This window comes from Archangium sp., from assembly GCF_036388035.1.
Taxonomy (GTDB): Bacteria; Myxococcota; Myxococcia; order Myxococcales; family Myxococcaceae; genus Archangium.
The window spans coordinates 1-11,974 of the sequence record NZ_DASVSO010000561.1; the positions used below are offsets into that span (position 1 = coordinate 1).

Genomic DNA, 11,974 nt, shown 5'->3' on the forward strand with positions numbered 1-11,974 from the left:
CCCCTGGGGGCGACTGGCTCCACGGCCGAGCCGCCCCGGAAGTCGCTCGAGACGTCCTCCGTGGGAGCCGAGCCTCCGCGCGCGCGCACGGGCGAGCTGCCCGCGTGGTCGCTGATGCTGGCGCCGGGAGAGCGGCTGAACGCGGCCGTGCGGATGATCGAGCGCGGGGACTTCGTGTCCGCCGTGTCCACGGTGGAGCAACTCCTGGTGGACGAGCCGAACCACCTGGACGCGCTGCTCACCCTGGGCAACCTCTACTCGCTGACGGGCCGGGTGGTGGACGCGCGCGAGGCCTTCGCGCAGGCCATCAACCGCGAGCCGCTGTGCGTGGAGGCGCGGGTCTTCGGAGGGCTGGCGGCACTGCAGGCCGGAGAGCTGGGCGAGGCGCGCGGGGAGCTGGGCAAGGCGCTCTTCCTGGAGCCCACGCTGGCCATCGGGCACTACCTGCTGGCCCAGGTCCACGAGCGGCTGAGGGAGCACGAGGCGGCGCGGCGGTGCTACCGCAACGCCATCTCGCAGCTCCGCTTCCCCCAGCGTCAGCTCGCCGGCCACTACCCGGAGCTGCCGGACTCGGCCGAGGCCATCACCCGCGCGGCCCGCTATGCGCTGGCCGCGCTGGAGGAGGCCGGGGCCTGACGCGCACCCTCAGGCGAGGCCCTTGTTGACGTCATCGATGCTCTTGCTGGCGTCGAGCACGGTGCTGAACTTCTTCTGCAGGTAGGACTTGGCCTGGCCGCGCAGCAGCATGCCGGGGTCGGTGCCCTCGCCCTGGATGGCGCCGTCGGTGATGGTGAAGCTGGCATCGAGGTTGATGCCCATCACCTTGCCAATGACCTTGGCTCCTTCACCGGCCCACTCCGCCTTCACGCCGTACTTGTCGTTCCAGTACTTGAGGAGCTGCTCGACGCGCTTCCTGGCCTCGTCCTTCGAGAGGGTGTGGGGGACCTCGAACTTCATCGTGCCCATGTGCCGCTCCTGGGGTTCGTGATGCTCCCGCCCGGGTCTAGTGATGCCCGAGCGGGAAGGGAACCCAGGTCTCTCCGCCGGGCGCATGGAAGTCAACAGTGATGTCACGGGGCTGCCGCTTCGTGAACCGGTGAGATTCTCGATGCGCCGGACGCGGGTTGATGTTTGATGCCGACCGTGTCCGGACAAGGAGTCGTTCGAGTGTCCTCGCTGACCCGTTGGCTGTCCCTTGCCGTTGTCCTCCTCCTCGCCGTGCCGGGTGCCGCCCGGGCGCGAACGTACGGCTCCGATGCGCCGGTGCAGGGCGCGAGTCCGTCCTCGCTGCGCACCGAGCCGCAGGCGCCGCCCCCCCAGGAGGGCCAGCTGCCGCCCGCCGCCACGCAGAGCGCTCCTCCCCAGGCCAGTGGCGTGATGCTCGATGGGCAGGTGCGCTACGGCGCGTTCCTCTCCGGGCCGGGCAGCCTCACCTTCGTGATGCACCACTCCATCATGGGCGCCATGGGAGGCTTCTTCACCCAGGGCTTCGCCAACGGCTTCAGCTTCGAGCGCGGTTCCCGCGAGGCCATGCTGGCGGGCACGCTCATCGGCGCGGGGCTCGGCTTCGGCTCGTCGGCGTGGTGGCAGTTCTACAACTGGGTCGACAAGCCGATGGGCTACTTCGGCATCGCCAACTCCGTCATCGGCGGCATGTTCCTCGGCGGCTTCATGGACCTGCTCTCGCGCGACGCGAGCCTGCTGACGTGGTCCGCCTTCATCGGCGCCGAGCTGGGCGCGTGGCTCACCGCGACGATCGGCGGCGGACAGCTTCCACTCAATGACGGCCTGCTGGTGGCGTCGGGCAGTGGGTGGGGCCTCGCCTACGGCGCGCTGCTGCTGGCCATCATCCACTTCTCCGGCACGAAGATCTCCGGGAAGACCTGGACGGACGCGCTGCTCATGGCGCCCGGCTTCGGCGCGACGGCGCTCGCGCTGGCCACGATGAAGTACAACCCGACCCCCTCCCAGATACTCCGGGCGGATGCGTTCGGCGCGGGCGTGGGGGCCGTGGTGCTGGTGATCTCCGCCCTGGTGCTCGGGGGCTTCGATCAGCCCACGCCGTACGTGCTGTCCTTCCTCGGCTCGGCGGGCGCCATCACCACCGTGAGCCTCCTCTGGGAGGAGGCCGCCGAGCGTCCTCCCGCGGCCATGCGCCGCGCAGTGCTCTCCAAGGCCTACCGCAACGACTGGTGGTAGCTCGCCCGCTGTCCTGACGAGGGCGCACGGTGGCCGGAGAGCGAGCGCGTCCACACTGTTGGTTGCATGGCGCGCGTCCTACCTTTTTCCGCACTGCTGCCGTCGCTCGAATCGCACCTGTCGGCCGATGAGGGGGTCAATCCCTTCAATGCGCCGCCCCGGTCCTCGTTCATCCGACCGCTGCTCGATCGGGTGGATCCCACCGCGGAGCTTGGACGGCTGAGGGCCGCCGGCTCCGTGCTCCGCGACACCCGCCCGGCCCTGTACCTGGCGGAGGTGTACAGCTCGGCGGGGCGACTCGGAGGCCCCCCGGTCCGCTTCCTCCTGTGCGCGCTCAGCCCAGCCGCCGCCGAGCCGCTGGAGGTCGAGTCCTACCGGCCGCGCTCGGCGCAGGTGGAGCCGGCCGTCACCCTGGCGGCGGATGACCATGGGGTGCTCCGAGGCCTCCTGGCGGAGGCGGCCGAGCGCAGCATCGTCGTGTGGCAGGGCACCTTCGAGGATGCCCCGGTGTCGCTGCGGCGCATCGAGCCCTCGCCCGTGGCCCGGCGCATCCAGGAGGTGCTCGATGATGCGCCCCTGCGTCCCCTGGCGGAGCTGGATGAGCAGCGGCCGAGTCTCGCGGCCATCGTGCCGCTGTCGGATCCGGGGCTGTCCTTCGAGCCGGTGCACCGCGCCATCCGGGGGCTGGACACCTTCGACGAGGACACCTTCCTCACGCTCGTGACGGCGTACGCGCGCGTGTATGACCTGGAGGAGCCGCTCACGTCGCCTCGGGGTGTGGCCATGGCGAACGAGCAGCTGGCGACGCTGGTGCGCGGGCACCACGCGGTGCTGCTGGTGCTGCCCGGGGGGCGAGGGAAGATCCTCCGCTTCCGGCAGGGGTTGGATCTGGCGCACCTGAAGGGAGCGCCGCGCAACCCGACGCTGCGCAGCCTGGACCTCGCGCTGCTGAACGCGCTGGTGCTGCGCACGGTGCTGGGCATCAAGGACCCCGAGGACTCGGGACACCCCCAGGTGTTCGCGGTGCGGGGGACGGAGTCGCTGGTGCGAGGCGTCCAGTCGGGGATGTTCCAGGCGGGCTTCGCGCTCAACCCGCCGCCGCTCTGGGAGGTGCGCGCGGTGATGGAGGCGGCGCAGACGTTGCCCTCCAAGACGCTGCGCGTGGCGCCCTCACCCCCCGCGGGCCTGCTGTTCCTGGATCCGGAGCTCTAGGGATCCTGGGTGGGCATCCTCTCGCCAGAAGCGCTGGAGTGGCCCCAGCGCACGCTGCTGGAGCTCCGGCCTGGCCCCGGTGAGACGCTCGATTCCGTCTGCGGGGGAGAGGTGAAGGTGCTCCAGCGCCGCCGGGGCTACCGCTTCACGTTGGATCCAGTGCTGCTCTCGCACTTCGCCGTGTACGAGGCGGGCGCGATGCGAGGGCGGTTGATGGACCTGGGGACGGGGTGCGGCATCATCCCGCTCGTCCTGGCGAGGCGGTTGGGCTGCGGCAATCTCACCGGGCTGGAGCTCCAGCCGCGCCTGTTCTCCCTGGCCGAGCGCAACGTGTACCTCAACCGCTGTGAGCGGGACGTGTCGCTGGTGCGGGGTGACCTGCGCTGCGTGGACCGGCTGTTTCCGAAGGGCAGCTTCTCCCACGTGGTGTGCAACCCGCCCTATCGGGCACGGGAGCAGGGGTGGAGCAGCACGGACATGGAGAAGGCCCTCGCGCGGCATGAGATCGCCTGCGAGCTGCAGGACGTCGCGCACTCGGCGGCGTATCTCCTGAAATGCCGGGGGAGCTTCTGCGTGGTGTACCCGGCCTCCCGGCTGTCCGAGCTGATGGCCGTGCTGCGTGCGGCCCGACTGGAGCCGAGGACCGCGCGCATGGTGCACTCGCGAGCGGGGAGGCCCGCGAAGCTCGTGTTGATGCACGCCGTGAAGCGGGCGCCCGCCGGACTCACCGTGCTCCCCCCGCTCGTCATCCACGCGGATGACGAGCAGGCCTTCTCGCGCGAGGTCAGCGCGATGGTGGAGTAGGGGAGGGCAGGGCGTTACGGGGTGGGGCTGGCCTCCTGCGGCTTCGGCCCCTGGGGGTCCTGCTGCTCGCGGCAGAAGGCGAGCTGCTCCTTGATGACGTCGAGCGGCACCGCCAGCTCCAGCTTGAACTGGCTGCCGTCCGGCCGCACCTTCGCGAAGTCCAGGAGCTGCGCCAGCTCCGTCTCTCCCTCGGTCTGGGCCTTCAGGCGGGCCAGCGACAGCGCGCCCCCGAGCGACTTGCCCAGGTCCGTCACCTTCGCCTCGTCCGCGCCCTTCACCTTCGCCGTCATCGCGAAGTCCGAGCGCGCGTCCACGTGCAGCTCCACGTTCTCGGCCACCTCGGCCAGCCGCATCGCCAGCTCCTGCTGATCCGGAGGGAACATCTTCTTGAGCTGCTCCACCGACACCACGCCGTACATCTCCCCGTACGTGCTGCCCTCGGAGATGACCGGCGGCTCGTTGGGCCCGCGACCCTCCACCCGGTCGATGACCTCCTTCACCTCGTCCGGCGACTTGCCGAACACCAGCATCTGGTCGTTCCACAGGCCCACCGGAGGCCCGCTCCGCTGTGCCACGCCACCGTCCGACAGGTTGCGCTCGAACTGGGTCTCGAAGAGGCGCGCCCCGTCGCCGTAGTCGTAGTGCGTCGAGCCCTTCCCGGACAGCAGCTCCTTCAACCGCTTGTCCCCGAAGTTCCCCGAGACGATCAGCCCGTCATCGGTCACCACCAGCCGGTCCAGGTCCTTCAACGGGTCCACGCCCGTCTCCTCGGTGAACCGCTTCAGGTTGTCACCGCCCCGGCGCATCATGCACTCGAGCACCATCTCCCCGATGGGGGAGTTGCGGATGGCGTTGGCCTCGATGACGATGGCCGTCTTCCCCTTGCCCCGAGGCAGCGCCGCCAGCACGGGATCGCTCGGATGCACCGGCTTCGGCTCCGTCACCGTGCCCGCGTCCACCACGGGGGTCACGTACGTCCGCCGACGCTCCATGCGCTCGCGCTCCTCCGGCCGCAGCCGGTGGGGGAATGCCACCTTCTGCGGGGCAGGGGTCTCCTCCTCGCCCTGTCCGGACAGCATCAGCCACGCGGCCAGGCCGAACAGCACCACCGCGAACACCAGCCACAACCCACGGCGCCGCTGCATCAGTAATCCCTCCCCTCGAACCACCAGAAGCCCACGGCCAGCACTCCCAGGCCGAACACCAGCACGCCCATCAGCAACATCGTCAGCGACTGCACGCCCAACGGCGCCGAGGCCGCCAGGTCCATGCTCGCCTGCGCCAGCGAGGACAGCCGTGGCAGCACCAGCGTCACCGCCTTGAAGACCTCCCGCGTCAGCCCCTCCTCGATGAAGGGGGCGATCTTCGTCCGGAAGCCCGCGATGATGCCCGCCACCAGGGTGATGCCACCCAGGGCCGCGCACAGCGCCGCGCTGCGCACCAGCGTCGCCGTCGTCAACATCACCGCGTACACCGCCGCGAAGCTCACGCACGCCAGCAGCGCGGCGATGATCGGCCCCACCGTCCAGTACCCCGTCTTCACCCCGAAGATGACCACCAGCCCCACCGAGCCGTACAGCGCCCCGCACACCGCCAGCGTCATCACCCCCACGAAGGTGCCGGCCAGGATGTGCCAGCGCCGCAAGGGCAGGGCGAGCAGGTGCTCGATGCGGCCCGGCGACAGGAGGCTCGGCGCGAAGTCCGAGCACGCGACGACGCCGAACAGGATGCCTCCGTAGAAGACGAGGGCCGCCGCCGCCATGAACACCGGCTTGAGCGCCACGTCCACCGCGCGGATGTCCAGGTTCATCACCTCGCCGAACAGCCGCGAGGCCGCCAGCGCTCCGTCCACCACCTCGATGCGCAGGCTCAACGAGAGCGTCAACAGCACGCCCGTGACGCCCAGCAGGAAGGCCAGGATGAACTTGCGCGAGGCCGCCTCGCGCAACACGTAGCCCGCGATCCCCAGCACGCCGCTCATGCCGCCACCCCCATGGCCGAGGCCAGCACGGCCTCCAGGTCCTGTCCGTCCCGCTTGAGCTCCACCAGCAGCGCCCCCGCCGCGCGCGCCTTGTCCAGCGCCACGTTCAGCCCCGCCGGGTCCGTCGCCTCCACGTGGTAGAGCCCCTCGGAGCCGGCCGCCGTGAAGCCCGCCGCCGCCAGCGCGCCCGCGTCCGTCCCGGGGGCGAAGCGCACCGCCCACCTCGCCCCGCCGCGAGACAGCTCCTCCAGCCGCCCCTCGCGCAGCACCTTGCCGTCCGCGAGGATGGCGACCCGGTTGCACACGCGCTCGGTCTCCGCGAGCAGGTGCGAGTTGAGGAAGAGCGTGGTGCCGCGCTGCACCTCCTCCTGGAGGATGCGCCGCACCTCCACCCGGCCCATCGGATCGATGCCGTCCGTGGGCTCGTCGAGGATGAGCAGGGAGGGGTTGCCCAGCAGCGCCGCCGCGAGCCCCAGCCGCTGGCGCATGCCCTTGGAGTAGCCGCCGATGCGCTTGCCCACCGCGTCCGCGAGCCCCACGCGCTCCAGCAGGCGCAGGTTCGCCGCCGGGTCCGGCTTCTGCTCCTTGAGCCGCGCCACCGTGGCCAGGAAGGCCGGGGAGAGCCACGAGCCCGGCAGGTGCAGACGCTCGGGCAGGTAGCCGATGCGTGCCCGGATGCGCGGATCCTCGGGCGAACCCCCGAGCACCCGCACCGTCCCCTCCGTGGGCTGCACGATGCCGAGGATGCTCTTGATGAACGTCGTCTTCCCCGCGCCGTTGGGGCCGATCAGCCCGAACGAACTGCCTTCCGGCACGGAGAGATCCACACCCCGCAGCGCCTCGTGGCCCTGACGCCCGAAGGGCCGCCGGTAGGTCTTGCGGAGTCCGATGACTTCGATGGCTGCTGGCACGATGGGGACTTTACGACGGAGCGGGCCCCGTGATTGCTCCGCTTTCCATCCAAGCCACCAGCCGAGCCCGTGGCCCGCCTGCTTGCCTCCATGGATACGCACCCGGGAAACGGTGTTCGCACCTTTTTTCCGGGTTTCAGGGTCTCAGGTTCCCGTCCGACTGTGGTTTCGCACCCTTGGCGGGAATCTTCTGGTGGCCTGGGGTGTGCAAAGAGCCCCAGGTAGAGGAGGCACTGATACATGTCCACGGTTGAGCTGATGGAGCAGGAGCTGCGAGCGGCGCGTCGGGAGCTGGCGGAGGCGGAGAAGGGCCTGAAGGAAGGCACCGAGGCGTCCAAGACGCGCTATGCCCGTGCGCTCCACGAGGCGGACCTGGCCGAGCACCGGGCCACTCACCTGTCCCGTCAGCGAAGCTGGCTCAGCGAGAGCTGGCGCCTGGCCGCTGTCTAGGCAGCCCCAAGGGCAGAAATCTCTCCAGGGGGGCGCTGTCGGTTTATACCGTCGGCACATGGCTCATCCGATTCATCGCCCCCGCCGGCTGCGTCGCACGGCGGCCCTTCGAGAGATGGTGCGCGAAACCACGCTCGCGCCCTCGGATTTCATCTATCCGCTCTTCGTCGTGGAGGGCCGGGACGTGCGTCGTCCCATCGCCTCCATGCCGGGCATCCTGAATCTCTCCGTGGAGCACGCGGTCGCCGAGGCGAAGCAGGCCCGGGCGCTCGGTGTGCCCGCGGTGCTGCTCTTCGGCATCCCGGATCAGAAGGACGCCCACGGCTCCCAGGCATACGCGCGCGAGGGCATCGTCCAGCGCGCCATCCGGGAGATCAAGAGCGCCCTCCCGGACATGCTCGTCATCGCGGACGTGTGCCTGTGCGAGTACACGGACCACGGCCACTGCGGCCTCATCGAGGGCGGTCACGTCCTCAACGACGCCACGCTGCCGCTGCTCTCGCGGATGGCGGTGTCGTGCGCCCAGGCGGGCGCGGACATCATCGCGCCCTCGGACATGATGGACGGGCGCGTGGCCGCCATCCGCTCGGCGCTCGACGAGGTGAAGCTCACCGAGGTGCCCATCCTCTCCTACGCGGCCAAGTACGCCTCGGGCTTCTACGGGCCCTTCCGCGAGGCCGCGCAGAGCACGCCGCAGTTCGGCGATCGCCGCGGCTACCAGATGGATCCGGGCAACGCGCGCGAGGCCCTCAAGGAGGTGGAGCTGGATCTGGAGGAGGGCGCGGACATGATCATGGTGAAGCCCGCGCTGTCCTACCTGGACATCATCCACCGGGTGCGCGAGCGCGTGCAGGTGCCGGTGGTGGCCTACAACGTGTCCGCCGAGTACTCCATGGTGAAGGCCGCCGCGCAGAACGGGTGGGTCGACGGAGATCGGCTGATGCTGGAGATTCTCACCTCCATCAAGCGCGCCGGCTCGGATCTCATCATCACCTACCACGCGCTGGAAGCCGCGAAGCTGCTCGGTTGACGGTCGAGTCGCGGCTCCACACGAGGGGCTTGCGCTCCCCCCCCCAACTGAAGGCAAAGATCCGGATCGGCCATGGCCACCAAGAAGAAGAAGCGGCCCCCACCTAGAACGGCGGCACCCCAGCCCGCGACCCGGCGCCCCCTGCGTGCCGGCAAGCGACCGGGTGCCGCCCGTACCGCTGTCCCCCCCGCCGCCCCGCGCCCCGCGGGCCCGCTCCAGTACAAGGTCGTCGAGCTGTCCACCGTGGACGAGGGGACGCTCGAGCGCACCGTGAATGAGTGGAGCGCCAAGGGGTGGACGCTGGATGGCGTGCAGTTCGCCATGCGCGAGTCCTCCAAGCGTCCGGCCATGGCCTTCGTCTTCTTCACGCGCGAGGGCGAGGCCGCCGCTCCCGACATGGAGTCGGCGCGAGGCCGGCTGCGGCAGATGTCCGAGACGGGCTCGCCCACGGCCGCGCTGGTGTCCTCGCCGGACTTCACCGGCAACGCCGCCGCCTCCTCGTACCAACGGCCCCCTGGCATGGTGAGCGCGCACGAGCGGCTCGCGCAGCTCGCGGGCCTGGACGAGCCGGAGCGCCCCGAGCGGGGCCTCATCCTGGAGCCCGAAGAGTGAGCCCCGCTCCCGAGCGCGCCTTCCTCTCCGTGCCCCGCCGCCCCGGCCTGCGGGTGGTGAATGACGAGCTGGGCTCGCCCTATCCCAAGGCGTCGCTCTGGATGCGGTTCGGCGCGCGCATCGTGGATGTCGCCGTGGCCTGGGGCCTCTACGTGGTGTGTGGAGGCGCCGGCGGCGTGGTGGCGCTGCTCTTCCTGCTGCTGGCCGATGGCATGCTGCAGGGCCAGAGCGTGGGCAAGCGCATCTTCGGCGTGAAGGTGATGCACCTGCCGACGCGCTCGGCCGCCCGCCACCGCGACAGCACCCTGCGCAACGCGCCGCTGGCCCTCATCGTCCTGCTGGGAATGATGCCGCCGCCCCTGGGCGCGGTGGCCTGCCTGGCCGGGCTGGTGGTGATCGGCGGAGTGGAGGCCCTGCGCGTGGTGAGGGATCCGCTCGGCTGGAGGCTCGGTGATACCTGGGCCCAGACGCAGGTGGTGGACGGGAAGGTCGTTGTCGGAGCAACCGTTGCAGCACGCACGCCCGTGGCGCCCGCTCGCGTCCCAGGTCGGTTTTTGTCCGCGGCCCGGGTCCGCCGGTGCCGCACGTTCAAGAAGTCCAGAAGGGGAAAGCCTTGCGCATCGCGCTGACCTACAACCTCAGGCTGTCCGATTCGGAAGATGAGGCGGAGTTCGATACCCAGGACACGGTGAACACGCTGGCGGCGGCCATCGAGCGGCTCGGCCACCGGCTGGAGCGCTTCGAGGTGAGCGGCCCCGCCTCCCGCACGGTCGCGCGGCTCGAGGCCTACAGCCCGGACCTCATCTTCAACATCGCCGAGGGCCGCCGCGGTCGCTTCCGCGAGGCCTTCTACCCGGCGCTCTTCGAGGAGCTCGGCTTCGCGTACACGGGCTCGGACGCCTACGCGCTGGCGGTGACGCTGGACAAGCAGCTCACCAAGCTGGTGCTCTCCAAGCACGGCATCCGTACCCCCGGCTGGCAGTTCGTCGAGAAGCTCAACGAGCTGAAGGTCGAGGACCTGCGCTTCCCGGTCATCATCAAGCCCAACTTCGAGGGCTCCTCGAAGGGCATCACCCAGGACTCGGTGGCCGAGACGGTCGAGCAGGCCCGCGAGAAGGTCGCCCAGGCGCTGGCGCGCTACCCGGCCGGCATCCTGGTGGAGGAGTACATCAGCGGCCTGGACATCACCGTCCCGTATCTGGCGGCGGTGCAGAACGACCATGACGGCGTGCTCAGCCCGACGGAGTACGACATCGACCCGGCGGCCATCGCCGGTCGCAAGTACGCCATCTACGACTACGAGCTGAAGACGAAGAAGGACAGCGCCGTGAAGGTGCGCGCCCCGGCCAAGCTGCATCCCAAGGTGGCCGAGGAGATGCGCAACATGTCGAAGAAGATCTTCCAGGTGCTCGACTGCCGGGACCTGGGACGCATCGACTACCGGCTGAGCGACGCGGGCGTGCCGTACTTCCTGGAGCTCAACGCACTGCCCAGCCTGGAGCCGGGCGCGGGCATCTATGCCGCGGCGGCCATGGAGGGCGTGCACCTGGACGGCGTGGTCAACGCGATCATCCAGAGCGCGGCGCGGCGCAACAAGATCAAGGACGGCAAGCGCCAGGGCAAGCCGACGCGCAAGTCGGGCCCGCTGCGCGTGGGCTTCACCTACAACGTCAAGCGTGTGAAGCCCGTGGCGGCGGACGGCACGGCCCTGGAGGACAGCGAGGCGGAGTACGACTCGCCCACCACGCTGCAGGCCATCCGCGAGGCGATTGCTTCCTGGGGCCACGAGGTGGTGGACCTGGAGGCCACGGCGGAGCTGCCCAGCGTGCTGGCCAGCACGCCGCTGGACATCGTCTTCAACATCGCCGAGGGCTTCAAGGGCCGCAACCGCGAGAGCCAGGTGCCGGCGATGCTGGAGCTGCTGGACATCCCGTACACGGGAAGCGATCCGGCGACGCTCTCCATCGCGCTGGACAAGGCGCTGGCGAAGAAGATCGTCCGTCAGGCCGGCATCCACACGCCGAACTTCCAGCTCATGCACACGGGCAAGGAGCGGCTGGACAAGCAGTTCACCACGTTCCCGCTGATCGTGAAGCCGGTGGCCGAGGGCTCCTCGAAGGGCGTGGTGAGCAAGAGCGTCTGCCGCAGCGAGGCCGAGCTGCGCGAGGTGGTGAAGGAGATCGTCACCAAGTACCAGCAGCCCGCGCTCATCGAGGAGTACATCGGCGGACGCGAGTTCACGGTGGGCCTGCTCGGCGAGCGCCGTCCGCGCGTGCTGCCGCCGATGGAGATCGTCTTCCTGGACAAGGAGGACAAGACGCCCATCTACAGCTTCCAGCACAAGCTCGACTGGAACGATCGCATCCGCTACGACGCGCCGGCGAAGATCGAGCCCGCGCTGTTGGAGAAGCTGAGGGCGGCGGCGCGAGGCTCGTTCATGGCGCTGGGGTGCCGCGACGTGGCGCGCATCGACTTCCGCATGGACGACAAGGGCCGCATCTACTTCATCGAGTGCAACCCGCTACCGGGCCTCACCCCGGGGTGGAGCGACCTGGTGCTGATCGCCCAGGGGGCCGGCATGGACTACCGGGGGCTCATTGGCGAGATCATGGCCCCGGCGATCCGTCGCTACAAGGAGCGGGAGGCCCGGCGCGCCGCCGACGAGAGCGCACTGACGAAGCTGGCCCTGGAGAAGTCCGCCATCGAGAAGGCCACGCTGGCCGAGGAGAAGGCCGGGGCGAGCGCCGCGGGCTCGGGCTCCTCGTCGTCCGGCGA

13 protein-coding genes are annotated in these 11,974 nt (G+C 70.0%); 9 read left to right on the plus strand and 4 right to left on the minus strand.

Annotated features, from left to right (window positions below; all coding sequences use genetic code 11):
• On the plus strand, positions 1–636 hold a 636-nt coding region (locus VF697_RS22520), incomplete at its 5' end, for a tetratricopeptide repeat protein (RefSeq protein WP_331098241.1).
• 9 nt (positions 637–645) lie between these two features.
• Here the strand turns inward: VF697_RS22520 and VF697_RS22525 are convergent.
• Positions 646–966 (minus strand): polyhydroxyalkanoic acid system family protein, encoded by a 321-nt coding sequence (locus tag VF697_RS22525; RefSeq protein ID WP_331098243.1) that lies wholly within the window; start codon positions 964–966, stop codon positions 646–648.
• A 201-nt stretch (positions 967–1,167) separates the two neighbouring features.
• Between VF697_RS22525 and VF697_RS22530 the strand changes: the two genes are divergently transcribed.
• The 3 genes from VF697_RS22530 (at position 1,168) to VF697_RS22540 (ending at position 4,215) form a co-directional block, all read left to right on the plus strand.
• Positions 1,168–2,199 carry a hypothetical protein gene (locus VF697_RS22530; protein ID WP_331098245.1) on the plus strand — a complete coding sequence of 344 codons (1,032 nt, stop codon included), beginning with the start codon at positions 1,168–1,170 and terminating at the stop codon, positions 2,197–2,199.
• A 66-nt stretch (positions 2,200–2,265) separates the two neighbouring features.
• Positions 2,266–3,411 (plus strand): DUF1015 family protein, encoded by a 1,146-nt coding sequence (locus VF697_RS22535; RefSeq protein WP_331098247.1) that lies wholly within the window; start codon positions 2,266–2,268, stop codon positions 3,409–3,411.
• Positions 3,412–3,420: 9 nt separating this feature from the next.
• Entirely contained in the window at positions 3,421–4,215 is a 795-nt protein-coding gene (locus tag VF697_RS22540; protein ID WP_331098249.1) for a tRNA1(Val) (adenine(37)-N6)-methyltransferase, read from the plus strand.
• Between the two features lie 14 nt (positions 4,216–4,229).
• Here the strand turns inward: VF697_RS22540 and VF697_RS22545 are convergent, their stop codons facing one another.
• The 3 genes from VF697_RS22545 to VF697_RS22555 are packed head-to-tail and all read right to left on the minus strand — an operon-like array spanning position 4,230 to position 7,107.
• The gene (locus VF697_RS22545; protein ID WP_331098251.1) at positions 4,230–5,360 is read right to left on the minus strand and encodes a hypothetical protein; all 1,131 of its coding nucleotides are present in this window, start codon (positions 5,358–5,360) and stop codon (positions 4,230–4,232) included.
• A complete protein-coding gene (locus VF697_RS22550; protein ID WP_331098253.1) occupies positions 5,360–6,196 on the minus strand; it encodes a hypothetical protein in 837 nt (278 codons plus the stop codon). The genes VF697_RS22545 and VF697_RS22550 overlap by 1 nt, the downstream gene beginning before the upstream one ends.
• On the minus strand, positions 6,193–7,107 hold the full coding sequence (locus VF697_RS22555) for an ABC transporter ATP-binding protein (protein WP_414641332.1): 915 nt from the start codon (positions 7,105–7,107) through the stop codon (positions 6,193–6,195). The genes VF697_RS22550 and VF697_RS22555 overlap by 4 nt, the downstream gene beginning before the upstream one ends.
• A gap of 240 nt (positions 7,108–7,347) precedes the next feature.
• On the opposite strand from VF697_RS22555, the gene VF697_RS22560 reads away from it, so the two are divergent.
• From VF697_RS22560 to VF697_RS22580, 5 genes are all read left to right on the plus strand, one after another.
• The gene (locus tag VF697_RS22560; protein ID WP_331098254.1) at positions 7,348–7,557 is read left to right on the plus strand and encodes a hypothetical protein; all 210 of its coding nucleotides are present in this window, start codon (positions 7,348–7,350) and stop codon (positions 7,555–7,557) included.
• Between the two features lie 58 nt (positions 7,558–7,615).
• Positions 7,616–8,587: a porphobilinogen synthase gene (hemB, locus tag VF697_RS22565; RefSeq protein WP_331098256.1), complete on the plus strand. Its 972-nt coding sequence runs from the start codon at positions 7,616–7,618 to the stop codon at positions 8,585–8,587.
• Positions 8,588–8,659: 72 nt separating this feature from the next.
• Positions 8,660–9,199, plus strand: coding sequence for a hypothetical protein (locus VF697_RS22570; RefSeq protein ID WP_331098258.1), 540 nt, complete (start codon positions 8,660–8,662; stop codon positions 9,197–9,199).
• Complete coding sequence (locus tag VF697_RS22575) at positions 9,196–9,828, plus strand: RDD family protein (RefSeq protein WP_331098260.1); 633 nt, start codon at positions 9,196–9,198, stop codon at positions 9,826–9,828. Before VF697_RS22570 ends, VF697_RS22575 begins: the two co-directional genes overlap by 4 nt.
• Positions 9,813–11,974 (plus strand): D-alanine--D-alanine ligase family protein (locus tag VF697_RS22580; RefSeq protein ID WP_331098261.1); only part of this gene is annotated, 2,162 nt, incomplete at its 3' end. The genes VF697_RS22575 and VF697_RS22580, both read left to right, overlap by 16 nt.